20 protein-coding genes are annotated in these 19,356 nt (G+C 45.3%); 18 read left to right on the forward strand and 2 right to left on the reverse strand.

The window, feature by feature from the left end; all coding sequences use genetic code 11:
* From MHH46_RS07755 to MHH46_RS07810, 12 genes are all read left to right on the forward strand, one after another.
* A complete protein-coding gene (locus tag MHH46_RS07755; protein WP_076125186.1) occupies positions 1–1,245 on the forward strand; it encodes a DUF58 domain-containing protein in 1,245 nt (414 codons plus the stop codon).
* Between the two features lies 1 nt (position 1,246).
* Positions 1,247–3,487, forward strand: coding sequence for a transglutaminase domain-containing protein (locus MHH46_RS07760; RefSeq protein WP_076125184.1), 2,241 nt, complete (start codon positions 1,247–1,249; stop codon positions 3,485–3,487).
* An 87-nt stretch (positions 3,488–3,574) separates the two neighbouring features.
* Positions 3,575–4,096: a YqeG family HAD IIIA-type phosphatase gene (locus MHH46_RS07765; protein WP_036675921.1), complete on the forward strand. Its 522-nt coding sequence runs from the start codon at positions 3,575–3,577 to the stop codon at positions 4,094–4,096.
* Positions 4,097–4,098: 2 nt separating this feature from the next.
* A complete protein-coding gene (yqeH, locus tag MHH46_RS07770) occupies positions 4,099–5,226 on the forward strand; it encodes a ribosome biogenesis GTPase YqeH (protein ID WP_076125182.1) in 1,128 nt (375 codons plus the stop codon).
* 17 nt (positions 5,227–5,243) lie between these two features.
* A complete protein-coding gene (aroE, locus tag MHH46_RS07775) occupies positions 5,244–6,116 on the forward strand; it encodes a shikimate dehydrogenase (protein WP_076125180.1) in 873 nt (290 codons plus the stop codon).
* A 67-nt stretch (positions 6,117–6,183) separates the two neighbouring features.
* Complete coding sequence (gene yhbY / locus MHH46_RS07780; RefSeq protein WP_036675703.1) at positions 6,184–6,477, forward strand: ribosome assembly RNA-binding protein YhbY; 294 nt, start codon at positions 6,184–6,186, stop codon at positions 6,475–6,477.
* A 36-nt stretch (positions 6,478–6,513) separates the two neighbouring features.
* Positions 6,514–7,116 (forward strand): nicotinate-nucleotide adenylyltransferase, encoded by a 603-nt coding sequence (locus tag MHH46_RS07785; RefSeq protein ID WP_076125178.1) that lies wholly within the window; start codon positions 6,514–6,516, stop codon positions 7,114–7,116.
* Positions 7,088–7,666: a bis(5'-nucleosyl)-tetraphosphatase (symmetrical) YqeK gene (yqeK, locus tag MHH46_RS07790; RefSeq protein ID WP_076125176.1), complete on the forward strand. Its 579-nt coding sequence runs from the start codon at positions 7,088–7,090 to the stop codon at positions 7,664–7,666. Before MHH46_RS07785 ends, yqeK begins: the two co-directional genes overlap by 29 nt.
* A complete protein-coding gene (gene rsfS, locus MHH46_RS07795; RefSeq protein WP_036675699.1) occupies positions 7,663–8,010 on the forward strand; it encodes a ribosome silencing factor in 348 nt (115 codons plus the stop codon). Before yqeK ends, rsfS begins: the two co-directional genes overlap by 4 nt.
* Positions 8,007–8,930 (forward strand): S1 RNA-binding domain-containing protein, encoded by a 924-nt coding sequence (locus MHH46_RS07800; protein WP_076125173.1) that lies wholly within the window; start codon positions 8,007–8,009, stop codon positions 8,928–8,930. Before rsfS ends, MHH46_RS07800 begins: the two co-directional genes overlap by 4 nt.
* A gap of 55 nt (positions 8,931–8,985) precedes the next feature.
* Complete coding sequence (locus MHH46_RS07805; protein WP_038569469.1) at positions 8,986–9,756, forward strand: class I SAM-dependent methyltransferase; 771 nt, start codon at positions 8,986–8,988, stop codon at positions 9,754–9,756.
* Between the two features lie 36 nt (positions 9,757–9,792).
* Positions 9,793–9,954 carry a hypothetical protein gene (locus MHH46_RS07810; protein ID WP_175619980.1) on the forward strand — a complete coding sequence of 54 codons (162 nt, stop codon included), beginning with the start codon at positions 9,793–9,795 and terminating at the stop codon, positions 9,952–9,954.
* Between the two features lie 672 nt (positions 9,955–10,626).
* Here the strand turns inward: MHH46_RS07810 and MHH46_RS07815 are convergent.
* Both MHH46_RS07815 and MHH46_RS07820 read right to left on the reverse strand, forming a co-directional pair.
* Positions 10,627–10,785 carry a hypothetical protein gene (locus tag MHH46_RS07815; protein WP_036675694.1) on the reverse strand — a complete coding sequence of 53 codons (159 nt, stop codon included), beginning with the start codon at positions 10,783–10,785 and terminating at the stop codon, positions 10,627–10,629.
* A gap of 131 nt (positions 10,786–10,916) precedes the next feature.
* Positions 10,917–11,873 carry a transcriptional regulator gene (locus tag MHH46_RS07820; protein ID WP_036675692.1) on the reverse strand — a complete coding sequence of 319 codons (957 nt, stop codon included), beginning with the start codon at positions 11,871–11,873 and terminating at the stop codon, positions 10,917–10,919.
* Between the two features lie 424 nt (positions 11,874–12,297).
* On the opposite strand from MHH46_RS07820, the gene MHH46_RS07825 reads away from it, so the two are divergent.
* From MHH46_RS07825 to MHH46_RS07850, 6 genes are all read left to right on the forward strand, one after another.
* Positions 12,298–13,620, forward strand: coding sequence for an arabinan endo-1,5-alpha-L-arabinosidase (locus MHH46_RS07825; RefSeq protein ID WP_405132624.1), 1,323 nt, complete (start codon positions 12,298–12,300; stop codon positions 13,618–13,620).
* A complete protein-coding gene (locus tag MHH46_RS07830) occupies positions 13,617–15,092 on the forward strand; it encodes an alpha-N-arabinofuranosidase (RefSeq protein WP_076125169.1) in 1,476 nt (491 codons plus the stop codon). Before MHH46_RS07825 ends, MHH46_RS07830 begins: the two co-directional genes overlap by 4 nt.
* Positions 15,093–15,096: 4 nt before the next feature.
* Entirely contained in the window at positions 15,097–15,369 is a 273-nt protein-coding gene (locus MHH46_RS07835) for a DUF6171 family protein (RefSeq protein ID WP_076125168.1), read from the forward strand.
* A gap of 31 nt (positions 15,370–15,400) precedes the next feature.
* Positions 15,401–16,678, forward strand: a complete 1,278-nt coding sequence (locus MHH46_RS07840) for a glycoside hydrolase family 27 protein (protein ID WP_076125487.1) — start codon at positions 15,401–15,403, stop codon at positions 16,676–16,678.
* A gap of 12 nt (positions 16,679–16,690) precedes the next feature.
* A complete protein-coding gene (locus MHH46_RS07845; RefSeq protein ID WP_076125166.1) occupies positions 16,691–17,656 on the forward strand; it encodes a family 43 glycosylhydrolase in 966 nt (321 codons plus the stop codon).
* A gap of 103 nt (positions 17,657–17,759) precedes the next feature.
* A protein-coding gene (locus MHH46_RS07850; RefSeq protein WP_143762803.1) for an IS3 family transposase occupies positions 17,760–19,318 on the forward strand; the annotation gives its coding sequence in 2 pieces (ribosomal slippage) (positions 17,760–18,393 and positions 18,393–19,318; 1,560 coding nt in all).
* Positions 19,319–19,356: the final 38 nt, after the last annotated feature.

Here is a 19,356-nt window from a genome sequence, read left to right on the forward strand (position 1 = left end):
ATGAGACGTTATTTGTCTACGGTGGCAGCTCGCATTCAGCCTACTAAGTTCGCCAGCATCCTTGTAATTTGGAGTATTACTCTCTTATATGTACTATTTCAGGGCGGTAAAACTGCATTTATGTTGTTTATTATGGTCTCTGTACTTATTGCATATCTGATTGCTGGAGGTTTGGGAGGCGTTCGGCGGGCTAAGGGTGTTCGCAGTTTTTATGCCGAACAGGATAAGGGAGATTTGCTCTCTGCCGGTGGGTATCTTCGTGTAGGTCTGAAGGTCACAATCCCGGGGATTTTGCCTTTACCTTATGTAGTTGTTAGGGAAGTTCTGAAACGGCATAATGGCGAATCCTGGGTATTTGAGGAAAGCCTGATTCCCAGCCTCAGAGGACTTGGGGAACTGCGGTTTCAGACACCAGTTCTCGAACGGGGCACTTATACATTTTCAGATACGGATATCATCAGCCAAGATATTTTTGGCCTTATTGAGCATAAAGGTACTTTTCTGGCTGAAGGCCAGTTTCAGGTGTTGCCTCGTGCAATCTATGTTCCGCGGTGGCAGTTATATGAAAGAAAATCCCGTCTTTCTGGGCCACAGACCTCTGTTGTTCAATCACGACGTGAGACTACCCAAATTAACGGTGTACGCGACTACGTATATGGCGACCGCCTAACACGCATTCATTGGAATGCAACGGCAAAGACAGGCTCGTGGAAGTCCAAAGAGTTCGAGCATGAGTCGATTCCCAAGACCATTCTAGTTCTGGACGGCTCTGCTTCTGCTTATACGAATTCGAATCAATTTGAACTCGCAGTCTCCGTCGCAGCCTCACTACTTGGATTCGGCATTCGAGAGCGAATTGGGATCGGTCTTTGCTGTTTGGATAAGACCACGAAGGTATTTGCACCTGTTGAAGGTGCTGCTGAGCGTCAGAAAATGATTCAATATTTGATCGATCTTAACGCCGAAGGGCACGGTCCACTCATATCCCGTTTGGAAAAAAGTTACCGTATGTTCCCTAAAGGCTCATACTTCGTGCTAATTAGTCCTCAACGTGGTCAGCCTGTACTGGATGCACTACGTTGGGCTGACAGCAGAGGGATGACTCCGTCGCACATTCATATAGGGAATTTATCAGAAACGAATAGCAGCACAGATTGGACAGACGTTCTAAGATCACGGGGGATTACAGGCTACAGCATTAGCTCACTGCAAGAGCTTCCCATAGTATTAGGAGGGGAAGTCTGATATGAGAAACTGGTGGAATCAGATGAAATTCTCCTGGCACCGTTCTTTGGGTCTATTGTGGCTTTTGATTATAGCCCACCAGTGGGTCTCTTATACGGAACCTATCTGGTTAAGACAGACAACTGCTGTTGTGTGGGCTGCATTAATAACGATCACTGTTATTGAAATCATAATTCCTGTAAAAGTTCAGATAAGGCTCTTTATTGAAGCGGCAGCTATTATTTATATCGTTTATCGGATACTTATCAATTATGGTATATACGTTGCTGATCCTTGGGCAACAACCCTCCCGGACAGACTGCAGGATATTGCAGTTCATATGGTGCCCTATATCTGGTTTGCTCTCGGAGCCTCAGCCCTGCTGCTGTTGTCGTCTTGGTGGGCATCCTCAAAAAGACGTATTTTATGGTTTATAGGAATGAACATAGTGGCCTTGGCTGCCTTGGATTCCTTTACATCTATTGTTTTGTGGCAGGAAGTAGCCTGGACGGTATTTGCGGGGATGGGCTGGCTGGTCAGCCAGCATCTGAGAAGCTTCCAGCTTCAATATCCGCGTGGTTGGGTGCATCTGCTGAAATATCCCACGAAAATAGTCATTAATATTGCCATCGTCTTCTCTTTGGTCATCCTAATTGGAGTGAATATGCCTGGGGTAAGGCCTACCCTAACCGATCCTTATACCGCTTGGCAAGAATGGAATGGGATTGGGAAGTCTTCTGGGAAGGGCACAGTTGGGACCACGAAATCTGAGATGGGTTCTGTCTCCCCTACTAACAATACTTCGTCAGGCTACAGTCTGAATGATGATCAACTAGGTGGCGGCTTTACCTTCGATTATACACCGGTGATGACAGTAGTTTCTGATTTGCGTATTTATATGCGGGGAGAAACGCGCAGATTATATTCCGGAAGAGGTTGGGTCGATAGAGACCGGTTAAATCGGGGACCTCTAGAAGCGGTGGATGTAGGTGAAGCTTTAGAGAGCAGTGTGGGTTCTAAAGTAAATACACGAACACTGAAACAAACAGTAACCGTGCTTAATAATAATGAATTTCCCGTACTATTTGGCACTTATTCAGTATCTTCGGTGGATTCTTTAAATGGGGAAAAAGCTGGAGATGGACTCTCCTGGAGAAGCCGAGACAGCGAGCTGATCTGGGATGTGGATGGGAAAAAACTCGCTTATCCGTCTACTTTTGAGGTGACGTCTGAGGTTCCTGTAATTCCTGTTCAAGAATTGACAACAAAGACGTATGAGGAGCTATATAAAGGGAACGATTTGGAGAAAATGTTTCTTCAACTGCCTAACGATTTTCCTAAAAGAGTCAGGGAGCTGGCTGAGGAAATCACGGCTGAAGGAAAAACGCCGTATGAAAAAACAGCGCTTTTGCAACAATACTTACAACAAACCTTTCCATATACCAATAATCCAGATATATCACGTGTCACAAGCAACGATTTTGTAGAAGGGTTTTTGTTTGAGTTAAAGGAAGGTTACTGTGATTATTATTCTACGGCACTGGTTACTATGGCGCGCTCTCTGAACATCCCTGCACGGTGGGTTAAGGGGTACGCACCTGGGGAACAGCCGGAAATCCCAATGAATCCGGCACAACAGCAATCAGGCACAGTGAATAATAACTATACAATTACCAATGCGGATTCCCACTCTTGGGCTGAGGTTTATTTTGGTGATTATGGTTGGATTCCAGTTGAAGCTACACCTGGATTTAATATTCCGCTTTTAACTCAGAGTGAGCAAACCCCTGAAGTCGAACCAGAAGATCAAAAAGAGCAGGCAGAACCTACACCAGCGCCTGTGAATAACGCACAAGAAGATCAAGGGTTTCATGTAGGTCTATGGGTTGTTGTGGCAGCTGTAGTGGTGTTGCTGTCCTGGGCGATTTTTATAGTTTGGCATAGACGCTTTAAGCTTCGCTTCTTCATGCAGCAGCTGCGCAATGGCCGGCCTTTAACGCCAGATCAGAAAGTAGTGGCGGAAACTGAGCGTTGGGTAAGGTATTTGCATCGCAAGGGAATGCTAAAAGAAGAACACGAAACTTTACGTGAAGCCGTAGATCGCTGGAGTGGAGAACGGCCGGCAGTGGCTGATCATCTACACTCGCTACTAACAATGTTCGAAAAGGCGAAATATAGCCCTGAGGTTATTGAAGACAAAGACTGGCAGAGCGTGTATACTGAAGCTTTGTGGGTGCGGAGAAAAATGAGATCCAAGAAATAACACTTTGCGTGAAAGTATAGCTACAGATTTATTTGCGATGCGCAAGGAGTATGTTATAGTTTTTTGTATGAAATCGAGGTGAACGTATTGTTTGAAATGTTAGTTCCCAAACTCCGGGTGAATACGGTATTCGATATTGCTCTGGACGAGCTGTATAGACAGGGATATCGCGGAATCATCACGGATCTGGATAACACACTGGTCGGTGCCAAAGCGCCTGTGGCTACTCCGGAGCTGTTGTTATGGTTCGAAAAGGTGAAGGAACTGGGCTTTAAGCTCATCATCGTATCTAACAATAACATGGAACGGGTGTCCCGCTTTGCAACACCGCTTAATATTGAATTTGTGCACCAAGCTCGTAAACCGAGTAATGCTCCTTTTCTCAAAGCGATGAAGCAGATGGAGCTGCCCCCTGAACAAACGATTGTGGTGGGAGACCAAATGCTTACTGATGTATACGGCGGCAATCGCCTTGGCCTGTATACTGTTTTGGTACTGCCAATCTCCGTCAAGGACGAGGGGTTCGGCACAAGGTTTAATCGCCGGGTAGAGCGGGTTGCTCTGACACGGCTTCGCAAAAAAGGATTGTGGCACGAGGAGGATAAATAGTAATGAACGAACAAAGCGAAACACAGCGTCCTGAGAAGTGCAGCGGTTGCGGCATCAAGCTTCAGACGGAGCATAAGGATCAACCAGGATATCTTCCGGAGGTTGCACTTGAACGGGACCCGGTGATTTGCCAACGCTGTTTCCGGATTAAAAATTATAATGAGGCTTCATCTGTTTCGGTGAATCAGGATGAATTTCTTCGCCTGCTGAGTGGAGTAGGAGAGAAGAATGCGCTTGTTATTCATATTGTCGATATCTTCGATTTCGAAGGCAGTCTGATTTCCGGCCTGCAGCGGTTTGTTGGCAATAACCCTGTTATTCTTGCAGTGAATAAATGTGACTTGCTGCCGAAGGTTACAAACTGGAACAAGTTGCGTAACTGGATGCAGCAGCGCTGTAAAGAGGAAGGCTTGCGGACGGCTGAAATCGTACTTTGCAGTGCGAAACGCAATCAAGGTTTTGACCGTTTGCTGGAAGCCGTAACGGAGTTGCGCGGTCAACGCGACGTATATGTAGTAGGTGCTACCAATGTGGGCAAATCCACACTTATTAATCGTCTGATTTCGGACTATAGCGATTTAGAGCAGGAGTTAACGACTTCACGTTACCCTGGCACAACACTCGATACGGTCAAAATTCCACTGGATGACGGCCACTACATTATAGATACTCCAGGGATTGTGTATCCTTGGCGTTATAGTGAATTAGTTGAGCGTCAGGATCTGGATGCAGTTATGCCTGCCAATCCTTTGAAGCCGACAGTCTATCAGTTGAACGAAGGACAGACTCTTTTCTTCGGTGGATTGGGACGTTTTGATTTCGTACAAGGCCCGCATCAATCCTTCACTTGCTTTATTAGTGGTACTTTAAAAATCCATCGCACGAAGCTGGAACGCGCAGATTCCCTCTATCAGGATCATCGCGGTGAAATGCTGTCTCCACCGGGAAGTGACCGGATGGACAAGCTGCCACCTTGGCAGCGGCATGAGTTCCGGATTAACCGGGGCAGCAGAGCCGATCTGTATATTTCGGGTCTGGGCTGGATTAAGGTTAATGGAACTGAAGGTGCAGTTGTGGCCATTCATGTTCCGCGTGGTGTGAAGGTGCTTACCCGCCCTTCGATGATTTAACGAGGGAGGATAATCTATTGTCTACAACTGCAGTCGAAGGCTACAATAGCGGTAATATTCTACTCGGTGTAATGGGAGATCCTATTATACAATCCAAATCTCCAATTATGCATGAAGCAGCGCTGCAAGCGCTGGGAATTCCGGGTGCTTATGTACCGCTTCACATCCGCCCGGAGAAGCTGGGCGATGCGGTGCAAGCGATCCGTACGCTTGGTTTCCGTGGAGTGAATGTGACGATTCCGCATAAGGTTGCGGTGATGCAATATTTGGATGTATTAGATGAGAGTGCAGTAGCCGTTGGTGCAGTCAATACGATTGTTAATGATAACGGAGTGCTCACCGGATATAATACGGATGGGATCGGTTATGTGCGTTCGCTCAAAGCGGAAGCTATTTCTGATTTGTCTGGTGTGAAGATTATGGTTATCGGGGCCGGTGGAGCAGCAAGAGGAATTGTTGCCGCACTACTTCAGGAGAAGCCTTCTTCAATCATTATCGCTAATCGCAGTGTTGATAAGGCAGAGGATTTGGCGACACAATGCCGTAGCAAAGGGAATGTCATCGGGATTAGCATGAACGAAGTAGCAGAAATGCTAAGTGGTGTAGACGTGCTGATCAATACTACCTCCGTAGGTATGTATCCTCATATGGATGAGACACCGATAGATCCTGGACTGCTTCGTGAAGGAATGGTCGTAAGCGATCTGATTTATAATCCGCTGCGCACGCGGCTATTGTTGGAAGGACTCGAACGGGGCTGTACGATTCATGGAGGCCTTGGTATGTTTGTCTATCAGGGAGCTTATGCTCTGGAGTATTGGACAGGGAAGCCTGCACCTACGGAAATCATGCGGCAGACTATTCTCGATTGTTTGGGTGGAAATGAGTAAGAAATGGATTCATCAAGTTAGGGTAATAATAGGTAATAATATATGTTAATTAAGGAGTTATTCATTTATGTTAACTGGTAAACAAACACGGTATCTTCGTTCATTGGCGCATCATCTCGATCCTATTTTTCAAGTGGGCAAAGGTGGAGTAAACGATCACCTCGTACGCCATATTGAAGAAGCTATTGAGAAGCGCGAGCTTATGAAGATTAGTATACTGAGCAATAATATTGAGAATCCCAAGGAAATCGGTGCTGCTCTGGCTGAACAATCGGGTTCTGAGCTTGTGCAAGTGATCGGTAAGACTGTCGTTCTATACAAAGAATCACGTGATAACAAAACCATTGAGCTGCCGCGTTAATAGCTGTAAGTATACCTTACCGAGGAGGTCGTCCTCTTGAAAGTTGGAATTATGGGAGGTACCTTTGATCCTCTTCATATCGGTCATATGATGGCAGCGGAAGCCGCAAGAGATACTTATGGGCTGCAAGAGGTATGGTTTATGCCTTCACATATCCCTCCTCATAAACATGAGGCGGGTGTATCTGGAGAAGACCGACTAGCCATGGTGCAGGAAGCGGTGAAGAATCACGAAGCTTTTTGCACATTAGATTGGGAAGTGGTCAGAGGTGGCGTCTCCTATACCTATGAGACCATAAGACGTCTGCAAGAGGAGTATCCGCATTTCGATCTTTATTTCATCATTGGAGCGGATATGGTCCAGTATTTGCCGAAATGGAACGAGATTGAAGAACTGGTGCAGCGGCTTACATTTATTGGTGTGGGTCGTCCGGGGACACCTCTTGATCTAGATGCATTGCCAGACTTTATAGCAAAAAAGGTATTGCTTGCAGATATGCCACTGGTTGATATTTCGTCAACGATGTTAAGAGAACGGGCGGCAGCAGGTAAATCTATTCGTTATATGGTTCCAGAGGCAGTGTTCGATTATGTTCAAAGGAGTGGATTGTATGGCATACAGCCGCGAAGCACTGATTGAAGCGGTCTCCGCACAGATGCCTGATAAGCGCTGGAAGCATACACTCGGCGTGATGGAGACATCTATTCAACTGGCGAAGCAATATGGTGCTGACCCTGAGCGTGCAGAGACAGCAGCAATTCTGCATGATGTGGCTAAGTATTGGCCGGTTGAGCGTATGAAGGAGATCATTGAACAAAATCAATTAAATTTGGATCTTCTGGTGTATGACAAGCAGATGTGGCATTCGGAAGTAGGCGCCTTTGTAGCTGAGAAAGACTATGGGATTACGGATCCTGATATTATCAATGCGATTCGTTTCCATACCTCAGGCCGTGAAGACATGAGTTTACTTGAAAAGATCGTCTGCCTAGCTGACTACATCGAGCCTGGGCGTGATTTTCCCGGGGTTGATAAGATACGCGAGAAGGCACAAGTAAGTTTGGAAGAAGGATTAGTCGCTGGGTTCGATTCTACGATTAGTTTGTTACTGGAGAAACGCCGGGTGATTTTCCCCTTAACGGTACTGGCGCGTAATGATTTAGTTAGAATATTGGAGGATAAAATATGAGTGTACAACCAAGCAAGCTGTTAGAACTGGCCCTTAAGGCTGTTGAAGATAAAAAAGCAATGAACGTCGTGGCACTAGATCTACGTAATGTTTCACCAATCAGTGATTACTTTATCGTATGTCACGGTAACTCGGATATTCAGGTACAGGCGATCGCTACCGAAGTCCGTAAAGTGGTTCATGAAGCAGGCGGAGTGATCAAAGGGATTGAAGGCATGGATTCAGCACGCTGGGTGCTGATGGATCTTGGCGATGTTATCGTTCATATATTCCACCGCGATGAGCGTGAATATTACAATATCGAGCGTCTGTGGTCCGATGCCAAGGTTGTGGAGACTGTATGAGCCTGATTGCAGGAACTACGGTTACACTTCATGTAGAGCGGGAAGTTTCCCCATACGGATTTTTTCTGAATGCTGGAGACCAGGATGTTATGCTGCATTATACGGAGCTGACAGAGAAGGTAAAAGCCGGCGATAAAGTTGAAGTTTTCATTTTCTTTGATACCGAGGACCGTCTTGCGGCAACGATGAAAAAACCATTTCTGACGCTGGGCGAGATGGCGTTATTGGAAGTGGCTGATATTCATCCGCGTCTGGGCTGCTTTTTGGAGATGGGTCTTGGACGTCAGCTGCTGCTGCCTATCCGTGAGCTTCCAGAGCTTCCAGAGCTGCGTCCGCAGGTTGGGGACTATGTGTTTGCGATCATGGAGCATGATAAACAGGGGCGTCTGCGTGCCAAGCTGGCCGGAGAACAGGAGCTTGCTCCTCTAGCTCTGCCTGCACCTGAATCTTGGATGGGACAGACTGTAACAGCCCGAGTGTATAAGCCGCTGCAAATGGGTACTTTTGTACTTGTGGATGCGGGTGTGCTAGGCTTTGGGATTATCGGTATGGTCCATTCCTCGGAGCGGAGCCGTCTGCTGCGTCTTGGTGAGCAGTTTGAAGCACGTGTCTCTCATATCCGTGAAGATGGACGTGTTAACCTTTCTATGGGTCTTCGTAAAGAAGTGGGGATGGATGTAGATTCCGCCGCACTTTTGGAGTTCTTACATGCTCGTCCAGGTGGAGCGATGCCTTATTCGGATGCTACGCCGCCAGATATTATCAAACAACGGTTCGGAATCAGTAAATCCGCCTTCAAGCGTGCACTTGGGAAGCTGATGAAGGAAGGCCATATTACTCAAAAAGAGAACTGGACGTATCTTGTTGCTAAGGAGAATGAAGAAGGAACAACCGAAGGGCAAGAAGAAACGACGGATTAAGCTACGATTCAATAGACGGAATTTATAAAATGTTGTTATAGAAAGCGGTGTAATTGTGTCTTCCTATGGGAAATTTGCTTATGTATACGATGAGCTTATGGCAGATATGCCGTATCCAGATTGGATATCCTTTGCTGAAGCCGCATGGAGTAAATACGGCAAACCGTTAACTGTAGCCGAGCTTGGCTGCGGAACAGGAAGTATTACAATTCCTTTGGCGGGTTCAGGATATCATATGACCGGAATCGATTTATCTTCTGATATGCTCTCAGTGGCACAGCGCAAAATGGAGGAGCATCCCCAGGGACGGCGTTTTTTGCGCGAAGGCAGTGTTCGTTGGATTAGACAAAACATGAAGGAATGGGAGCTTCCGGAGCTGGTGGATTCTGTAATTTCCTTTTGTGATTGTCTGAATTATGTGTTGGAAGAGGATGACATCAGCGCTGTTTTTGCTAGTACCTATGCAGGGTTAAAGCAAGGCGGAACCTTCCTGTTCGATGTGCATCATCCAAACACACTAATTCGTTATGAAGAAGAACAGCCCTTTATTCTGGACGAGCCATCTGTTTCTTATATTTGGACTTGTGAGATGGATGTTCCACGCCGCGAAATTGAACATCATCTGTCCATTTTTGCCCGTGAAGACGGACATAGCGATCGCTATCGCCGATTCGAAGAGACCCATATTCAGCGCGCCTACGATCCTAACTGGATGAAGGAAGAGCTGCTTAAGGCTGGGTTTAGTGATGTGAAGATCTACGCCGATTTCGAGTGGGTAGAGGCAGAAGATGATGCTGAACGATTATTTTATGTAGCTATAAAATAATTATTCAAAATGTTAAGAGGGGCTGTCCCATAAGCTATGAAAATAGCTGCTGGGACAGCCCCTTTTTTTGACTTTAGCTTATTACTGGGGGAAGCGAGTGGAATGCTGCTGTTGGAAGCACATAAGTTGACGCTGCCGGAAACAAGTAGGTTCCCGCAATTGAATGCTCATGCATTGCCGCTTTGCGGAAGCGTGTAGGTTCCCGCAATCGAATGCTCATGCATTACCGCTTTGCGGAAGCGTGTAGGTTCCCGCTATCGAATGCTCATATATGCCCATTGCGGAAGCGTGTGGGTTGCCGCTCTCGAATGCTCATGCATTACCGATTGCGGAAGCGTGTGGATTCCCGCTATCGAATGCTCATGCATTACCCTTTACGGAAGCGTGTGGGTTTTCACTACCCAACACGCATGCATGCACAACTACCATCAGATATACGTATTAGTAGTAGCGATCGGACCCAGCGGACCTTATACGCAGCATTTTCCAATATTTTGGGTGCTATCGGACTCCATTGCAGCTATTGGCTTGAAAAACGTCCAATATTGGTCTTTTTCCAATGGATAGCGTCACTGGAGTCCGAAAACATGCTCCAAGAGCTAAAAATATGCAAATAACGTCATCTGGGTCCGTAAGCCGCTAAGCCGCGTAAGTCACGTAAGCCACGTAAGCCACGTGAGATACGTGAGATGATGGAGACAAGGTTGGAGCAACCAGCCAGCGCCCCAAACAAAAACAGCGCTTCTCCGATATCAGGAGAAGCGCTGTTTTTTTTATGACATCATCTGTTGGAGCAGCTTGTAATTGCGCCAACATAAGAAATACAAAATAAACCGGGCAGTGTTCATACCACCCGGCATCTTCCAATCCTTACCGATGCTCAAACAGATCAATGGCACCCAATACGACATGAGCCAGACCAAATCCAAGTACGCCTGTTGCTGCCATCTTATACTTGCTTCCAAGAAAAGCGGCGCTAGAAGCGGTTACGACGGTTCCAAGAACAGCGGGAATTAGACCTTCACGCATTCGAAACACTCCTTCTCGGTGGTTTGGGAGACAAAGTTATTATGGTTCAATATCGAAAAAATATACGAAGCACAAAAAGACCCTAAATCAGCGTTAGCTGAATCTAGGGTCTTTTTATTTAAGCGGGGTTGTTACTCTGCTATTATAACAGCGTTACGAGGGAGGCCCTCTCCAACTTCATGTACATCATACAACACACGTGCCAGTAGGTCCTGGCTATAATTGCCGAAATGTTTTCCGTAAATCGTGAGTCCACGTTTGTTTGTAGGTTTGTCGGTTACTGCGATACGGAAAGTGAGTTCACTCTTGTAATCCAATTGGATATCATCAAGGGTCACGTCAGAAATCCGACAGCCATCAATAAAGCTGCCTTCATTATTGATACGGATCAGCTTCAGCATACCGTATTGGTTTAGGTGCGGAGGCCACCAATCGGGGTTAAATGTTCCCCGGGTATCTCCGAAATCGCCAGGGCTAGTCCAGAATCCGATTTCAATTCCATTTAAATAGAAATAAAGGTCGGACGGATAGTTATCGTTAGACCCAGGAGCTTCAGAGCCGATCTCCATCGAGAACTGAATTTCGCGGAACGTTTGGTTGGCTTTAAGGTAGTTCGGAATTCTATATTCGAGGAACCCTTCAGCCATCCAAATAATTTCGGATTCAATTCGCTGCGGATCTGCAAAATAACGCGGCTCGTCGAAATCCCCGATGATGCTGTCTTTGGTAGCCAGTCCACAAGTTGGAACAGCCTGATAGTTGCTGTAATGACCTACTTGAATTTCTACTTCGTAAAGATTATCAACATCCTTGCTGCGAAGGTCAACAATAAGCTTGTCCTTATTTAAATAGCAGACCTTTTGAATACCGTGCTTACCCACTGATGTGTTTATCTCAATGAGACCGCTTTCTTCTAACTTTTTAATATGCATGGTGATGGCGCCGTTGCTGAGGTTCAGTTTCTTGGCAATTTCATTCAGGTTCAAGGCTTGATTGGTGGCAAGGAGCTCTAAAATGAGAATTCTGATTTCTGAGCTTAGTGCCTTAAAAATTTCTAATCCACTCATTAAATCTTTAATATAGATCATTTTATCAATACCTTCTTCCGATTACGTCATAAATTATACTATTTTATAAAATTATAAACTAATAAGGCATATAAATAAAGTATACTTCCTTATTTTGTAGAATGTACGAATATAAGAGGGATTTTTGGCATGATTTTTATTTGATTTAGTAAAATTTAAACATATAAAGAATTAGTCTAAAGAAAAAGGCTGTTATTTCGCCCTAATTCATTTATTTCGAGTTTAATTTCATATAAATATAAAAAGGTTTATAGAAATATATTTACAAGGCTTTTTATATATGTTATTTTATATTGTAAGCGAATACATATTTTTTCATTTTAAATTTAATATTTATTGCTGTTCAATCTGTTGCTATTTCTGAGGTGATAATTTAATGGTAAAAAAAACATCAGATCTTGTCTTTCCAAGTTCCCCGGGGAACATGCCAATGTATGATCTATCAGTGATTGATATCGAGTCTTTATGGACGATTCACAACACACATGATCCAGGCATTATTAAAACAGATGAGGGTTACTATGTTTTTTCTACGGACATAAGAGTCGGAGGAGAATTACGTCCAGGCGTAATGGTTCGGAAATCACAGGATCTTATCCATTGGGAATGGGTTCATTATGCGCTGCCGGGAATTCCCCAAGTTGCGAAGGAATGGGCAGGGGCTACTAATTTATGGGCACCCGATGTGGTGAAATACGGTGAACAGTATCGAATGTATTACTCGGCCTCATCTTTCGGAAGTAGACAATCGCTAATCGGACTTCAAACTTCAGCTTCTATTGAGGGACCTTGGACCGATGAAGGTGTAGTGATTCAGACGCGTGCTGAAGATTCACTGAATGCGATTGATGCCAATGTGCTTACGGATGCAGATGGGCGAATGTGGATGGTGTATGGTTCTTTTTTTGGTGGAATTCATATCATTGAGCTGAATGCGGAAACGGGCAAACCGAAGCAAGAAGGTTTTGGTACGCTGATCGCTAAACGGGATAATACCATTAAAGATGGAGCAGTTGAAGGACCGTACATAGTGTATAACGAGCAATTCAAAAAATACTATTTGTTCGTCTCCTATGACTCCCTGTTTGAGGATTATAACGTTCGTGTCGCTCGTGCAGATACTATTACCGGCCCATATGTGGATTATAACGGACGAGATATGACTGATAGTGCGCATCAACCCCGATATGAGGTCGGCAATAAAATACTGGGTGGCTATCGCTTTGGACAAGATCCAGGTTGGATAGCTCCCGGCCATAACTCAGTTCTTCATGAGGATGGCAGCTATTATATAGTTCATCATGCACGTGGTGAAATCGATAAACATTGGTCCTATTTACAGGTTCGTCGAATTCTGTGGACAGAGGATGGTTGGCCTGTTGTATCTCCAGAACGGTATGCGGGTGAAGTGGAACAGGATATTCCAGAACAGCTAATCGCAGGACAGTGGGAATGGATTGTAATGGACCCCTCAGCGGATGGCCAGATTCAGTCTGCCGTCATAAGTCTATCCTCTGACTTTAAGCTGGAAGGTGCGAATGGAAAGGGAAGCTGGTCTTTTGATGGATGCAGAGTCCTGACCTTGGTCTGGAATGATGTTGTCGAGGGTGAAGGCCGGATAGAGAAGGTGCAATTGCTTCCGTCATGGGATTGGGAGAAAGAAACTCAGACCCTTGTATTTACTGGATTAAATGAAAATGGAATTTCCATCTGGGGTAAGCAAAAGAATGGAGAAGAGAATAGATGACTACGATCAAGCTACATGCAGGTAAAGGAATTAATAAGATCAGCAAATATCTATATGGTCATTTTGCTGAGCATTTGGGCAGATGTATCTATGACGGGATCTATGTGGGGGAAGATTCACCGATTCCGAACACCAAGGGCTTCCGCAATGACATCCTAGCAGCACTCAAAAAAGTTAATATTCCTGTCCTTCGTTGGCCGGGGGGTTGTTTTGCCGATGAGTATCATTGGAAGGATGGCGTTGGTCCAAAAGAAACCCGTAAGCGGATGGTGAATACGCACTGGGGCGGTGTCGTCGAGAATAATCATTTTGGGACGCATGAATTTTTTGAATTATGTGAGTTGCTGGATTGTGAACCGTATATCTGCGGGAATGTTGGCAGTGGCACTGTTCAGGAGATGTCGGAGTGGGTTGAATATATGACCTTTGAAGGCGAATCACCGATGGCGGACTGGCGTCGTGAAAATGGGCGTGAAGAGCCGTGGAAGTTGAAGTATTTTGGTGTAGGTAATGAGAACTGGGGCTGCGGCGGCAATATGCGTCCAGAATATTATGCAGATTTGTACAGACGTTACCAGACATATGTGCGCAATTATGGTGAAAATCAGATCTATAGAATCGCTGGTGGCGCCAACGTTGATGATTATAATTGGACGGAAGTGCTAATGCGCGAAGCTGGACGGTTTATGGATGGTCTCAGTCTTCATTCGTATACGATTCCTGGAAGCTGGGAAGAGAAACGTTACGCTTTAGGTTTTGATGAAGCCGAATGGTTTGAGACTATGCAAAAAACCTTGCATATGGATGAATTGATTACTAAACATTCAGCGGTTATGGATAAATATGACCCGGATAAGCGGGTTGGAATGATTATAGATGAGTGGGGAACCTGGTTCTTAAGTGAACCTGGTACGAATCCAGGGTTCCTGTATCAGCAGAATACACTCAGAGATGCATTGGTAGCAGGGGTAACGCTGAATATTTTCCAAAAGCATAGCAGTCGTGTGCAAATGGCGAATTTGGCTCAAGTGGTCAATGTACTGCAGGCTCTTATCCTGACGGAGGGCGACAAGATGATTCTAACGCCTACCTATCATGTATTTGAAATGTACAAAGAGCATCAGGATAATGAACTGCTTGAAGTTACTATTGAGAGCCCTGATTATACGTTTGGGGAGCTTACAATTCCACAGATTAGCGTTTCTGCATCTCGTGATACGAATGGCAAAGTATATGTTTCACTCTGTAACCTGAGCCATAAGGACAGCGCATCGCTAAGTATTGGTATTGAAGAGGTTAGCTTTAGCAAAGTGACAGGTCAGATTTTAACGCATTCCGTGCTGGGAGCGCACAATACATTTGAGGCACCGGATACAGTTACTCCAGTAGCTTTTGAGGGTGCGTCTTTATTAGGTGAAAAGCTGAGCTGTGAGCTTCCACCTGCTTCCGTGGTAGTCTTGACTCTGGAATAACATCATGTCAGAGAACCAAGAAAAAAACCGTCGCTGCAAAAGCTGTGATGAGAACATGAGAATAAGCCCAGAAAAATTGGAGCGTTTAATAGAAATAGCCACTAGAGAAAGACCTTTAGCACCGGAGGAGCAATATTTGCAGCGTATTGAACATTGCCGAGATTGCTCTGGCCTGCAATTTGGTAGCACTTGCCGTTATTGTGGCTGTCTTGTAGAGGTAAGAACAAGATTGCAGGACTCTACTTGCCCTTATCCCTTGGCACCTCGCTGGGAGTGAATACTAAGTTTTTGAAAAGGACGTGAAAATCATCAAACAAAATTTGTTAGCTGCTACGCCCCCGATGGGCTGGAATAGTTGGGATTGTTACGGGGCCAGTGTAAATGAAGAAGAAGTAAGAGGCAATGCAGAATATATGGCTACCCATTTGAAGGACTTTGGTTGGGAATATGTAGTTGTGGATATTCAGTGGTATGAGCCTGGAGCGAATTCTTCGCAGTACCGCAACTTTGTACCGCTGGTTATGGATGAGTACTCCAGACTTCAACCTGCTGAGAACCGGTTTCCTTCCGCAGCGGGAGGCAAAGGGTTTGCGCCACTCGCTGAATATGTACATGGATTGGGTTTGAAATTCGGCATACACATTATGCGCGGAATCCCGCGTCAGGCTGCTCATGCGGCCAGTGCCATTCTAGGATCTGAGCAAACCGCACGCGATGTGGCTCACCCAAATTCTATTTGTCCATGGAATACGGATATGTATGGAGTAGATGCTTCAAAAGAAGGCAGTCAGGCGTATTATGACTCGCTGTTCCAGTTGTATGCCAGTTGGGGTGTGGATTATGTGAAAGTGGATGATATTGCCGCTTCACGCATTTATGGATATCACAAAGAAGAAGTTGCTATGATCCGTAAGGCTATTGACCGCAGTGGTCGCGAGATGGTGCTCAGTCTTTCGCCTGGACCTGCTCCAGTGGAAGAGGCTGAACACTTAGCCGGACACGCTAACCTTTGGAGAATGACCGATGATTACTGGGATCATTGGCATTTGCTGCGCGGGATGTTTGAGCGCTGTGAGAAATGGGCTCCTTATGTGCAGCCGGGCCATTGGCCGGATTGTGACATGCTTCCGTTAGGTCATCTGGGCATTCGTTCTGTAGATGGCGGGGGAGACCGGTTCACGCGGTTTACTCATGACGAGCAGGTCACCATGATGACACTATGGAGTATTTTCCGCTCCCCGTTAATGTTTGGAGGAGAACTTCGGGACAATGATGATTGGACATTATCTTTATTGACCAATAAGGAAGTGCTTCATCTGCATCGTTATGGTAAAGGCGGCAGACAGGTGGCGCTAAATGAGGAGCATGCGATCTGGACATCTGAGGATGAACAAGGTAACCATTATGTAGCTTTGTTTAATCTTAGCGATGAAGCTTTAACGCTTCAGGTGTCGTTCGAGCAGCTTAAGGTTTCAATTCCTAATACTATACGTGATCTATGGCAGAGCCGCGATTTGGAAGTGGTTAACGAAGGTATTTCTCAAACTCTTCCACAGCATGGTTCTGTATTGTTAAAGTTTAAATAGAGGAGAGAGATTATGAATACGAGTGTAGAATATAAAAATCCATTGGTGGAGCAACGAGCTGATCCATGGGTATATAAACATACAGATGGTTATTACTACTTTATTGCTTCTGTCCCAGAATACGACCGGATCGAAGTTCGGAGAGCAACAACAATCGAGGGATTGGCTGCTGCAGAACCGGTTGTAGCTTGGCGTAAATATGAGACGGGTCCGCTTAGTGCAAACATTTGGGCACCAGAGCTCCATTATATTGACGGGAAATGGTACATTTATTTCGCGGCGGCGCGTACTACGGAGACGAAGGATGGATTATTCGATCACCGTATGTTTGCTCTTGAGAATGAATCTGCCAATCCTTTAGAAGGAACATGGGTAGAAAAAGGCCAGGTAAAAACCGCTTGGGAATCCTTTGCATTGGATGCAACCACCTTTCAACACAAAGGAAAATTGTATTATGTATGGGCACAGAAGGATCTGAATATTGAGGGGAATTCTAACCTGTATATTTCGGAAATGAGTAATCCATGGACGCTAACCGGTCCTCAGACCATGATTGCTACTCCTGAATATGACTGGGAGATTATTGGGTACAAGGTAAACGAAGGAGCTGCAGTGCTTAAACGTAACGGCCGTATCTTTATCAGCTTCTCGGCTAGCGCTACGGACTTCAATTACTGCATGGGACTTTTAGTTGCAGATGAGGACAGCGACCTGCTGGATGCCACTTCATGGACCAAACTGCCGGAACCGGTATTCCAGACCAATGAAGAGAATGGACAATATGGACCGGGTCATAACAGCTTTACTGTAAATGAAAATGGGGAAGATGTACTCATCTACCACTGCCGCAATTATAAAGAAATTACCGGCGATCCGCTGTACGATCCGAACCGTCATACTCGTGCTCAAGTCTTCCATTGGAATGAAGATGGTACGCCGAATTTTGGGGTTCCCGTTAAGGATGCAGCTAAACAATAATTCGTTAAGGAAATAAAAAAAGAGGGTTACTTATAATGATATGCTCCCCATATAGTAGACAGGTGAAATAATAAAAACCTGTCGCTGTATGGGGAGCATTTTTATGGAACAAAAGAAGTTTACAGCACTGGAAAAGTTAACGATTCTCCAAGAAATTGAACGGGGCGACATTGGTTTGAAAACTGCGGCCCGGAAGTATGGAATATCCAAAAACTCATTAGTGAAGTGGCGGCAACGTTATCAATTGTATGGATACGAAGGGCTGGAAGTCCGAAGCTACAATCGTACATATTCTGCAGAACTTAAACTCCATGCCGTTAAGGACTATCTCGAGGGAGGATTGTCGCAAAACCAAATCATCTGCAAGTATAAGATTGCAAGTTCAACCCAACTCGCCAACTGGATTAGGAAGTATAATGGTCATAGCAACAGCTTAACAGCTCATTCAGGAGGAACTAAAGCTATGACCAAAGGACGCGTAACCACTTGGCAGGAACGGATAAATATCGTGCTGTACTGCCTTTCGAACAGAGAAGACTATGCGAAGACGGCAAGCCATTTTCACGTGTCTTACCAACAAGTATATAGCTGGGTAAAGAAGTACGAAGCTGGTGGTGAAGAGGCGTTACGAGACGGTAGAGGACGCACTAAAGCGCCTGAAGAACTTACGGAAGCAGATCGCCACAAACTCGCGATGCAAAAGCTGGAATACGAGAATGCACGCCTGCGTGCGGAGAATGCTTTTCTAAAAAAGTTAGAGGAACTCGAAAGGAGGAGACGTTAAGGACCATTCGCCAGGTGAACATCTACCTGGCCATTCAGGCCGTTCAGCAGGAACAGTCTTGCTCCATTCGGCTTTTGTGTGACATCGCAGGGATTTCACGGTCAAGTTATTACAAATGGTTGAATCGCAAACCCAGTTCTCGAGAGGCAGACAACGAGAAACTGACAGAGGCTATGCTCCTCTTGTATGAGAAGGTGGAACGAACCTTTGGGTATCGCCAATTGACCCTGCATTTGCGCAGACAAATGGATAAATCTATTAACGCAAAGCGAGTGTACCGGCTGATGAGATGCCAAGGCATCCAGTCAGTCATCCGCAGAAAGAAAAAGAAGTATGTAGGCTCCACGCCGCAGCAGGTTGCAGAGAATGTGCTGAACCGTAATTTTGAGGCTGAAGCTCCAAACCAAAAATGGGTAACGGATGTAACGGAATTCAAATACGGAAACGGCAAGAAGGCGTATTTAAGTGCAATAAAAGATCTGTATGACAAGTCGATTGTTGCTTACGTTCTGGGTCATTCCAATAATAATTCGCTAGTTTTTAACACACTGGAATTAGCTTTGAAGGCAGCACCGGAGAGCCGAACCTTACTCCATAGCGACCGTGGTTTTCAGTATACCTCTCTGCATTTTAAAAAGATGCTGGACGATGCAGAACTGAAGCAAAGCATGTCCCGAGTAGGCTGCTGCATTGACAATTCGCCGATGGAATCCTTCTGGGGAACATTGAAATGTGAGAAGTACTACTTACATTCCTACCAGACCTTTGAAGAACTCCAAACAGATATTGATACCTACATTCATTTTTACAATAACGAACGGTTACAGGCAAAACTAAACGGCCTCAGTCCCATTGAATTTAGGACTAAGGCCGCTTAAACTACTTTTATTTTTTGTGCTGTCTACTTGACGGGGTG

The sequence above is a fragment of the Paenibacillus sp. FSL H8-0175 genome, assembly GCF_045040615.1.
GTDB classification, from domain to species: domain Bacteria; phylum Bacillota; class Bacilli; order Paenibacillales; family Paenibacillaceae; genus Paenibacillus_AQ; species Paenibacillus_AQ odorifer.

Excerpts from the sequence above, each read along its gene's own strand:
- MHH46_RS07755 (WP_076125186.1), top strand. The coding sequence starts at position 1 with ATGAGACGTTATTTGTCTACGGTGGCAGCTCGCATTCAGCCTACTAAG.
- MHH46_RS07760 (WP_076125184.1), top strand. The coding sequence starts at position 1,247 with ATGAGAAACTGGTGGAATCAGATGAAATTCTCCTGGCACCGTTCTTTG.
- yqeH (WP_076125182.1), top strand. The coding sequence starts at position 4,099 with ATGAACGAACAAAGCGAAACACAGCGTCCTGAGAAGTGCAGCGGTTGC.
- yhbY (WP_036675703.1), top strand. The coding sequence starts at position 6,184 with ATGTTAACTGGTAAACAAACACGGTATCTTCGTTCATTGGCGCATCAT.
- yqeK (WP_076125176.1), top strand. The coding sequence starts at position 7,088 with ATGGCATACAGCCGCGAAGCACTGATTGAAGCGGTCTCCGCACAGATG.
- rsfS (WP_036675699.1), top strand. The coding sequence starts at position 7,663 with ATGAGTGTACAACCAAGCAAGCTGTTAGAACTGGCCCTTAAGGCTGTT.
- MHH46_RS07800 (WP_076125173.1), top strand. The coding sequence starts at position 8,007 with ATGAGCCTGATTGCAGGAACTACGGTTACACTTCATGTAGAGCGGGAA.
- MHH46_RS07810 (WP_175619980.1), top strand. The coding sequence starts at position 9,793 with ATGAAAATAGCTGCTGGGACAGCCCCTTTTTTTGACTTTAGCTTATTA.
- MHH46_RS07815 (WP_036675694.1), bottom strand. The coding sequence starts at position 10,785 with ATGCGTGAAGGTCTAATTCCCGCTGTTCTTGGAACCGTCGTAACCGCT.
- MHH46_RS07820 (WP_036675692.1), bottom strand. The coding sequence starts at position 11,873 with ATGATCTATATTAAAGATTTAATGAGTGGATTAGAAATTTTTAAGGCA.
- MHH46_RS07825 (WP_405132624.1), top strand. The coding sequence starts at position 12,298 with ATGCCAATGTATGATCTATCAGTGATTGATATCGAGTCTTTATGGACG.
- MHH46_RS07830 (WP_076125169.1), top strand. The coding sequence starts at position 13,617 with ATGACTACGATCAAGCTACATGCAGGTAAAGGAATTAATAAGATCAGC.
- MHH46_RS07835 (WP_076125168.1), top strand. The coding sequence starts at position 15,097 with ATGTCAGAGAACCAAGAAAAAAACCGTCGCTGCAAAAGCTGTGATGAG.
- MHH46_RS07845 (WP_076125166.1), top strand. The coding sequence starts at position 16,691 with ATGAATACGAGTGTAGAATATAAAAATCCATTGGTGGAGCAACGAGCT.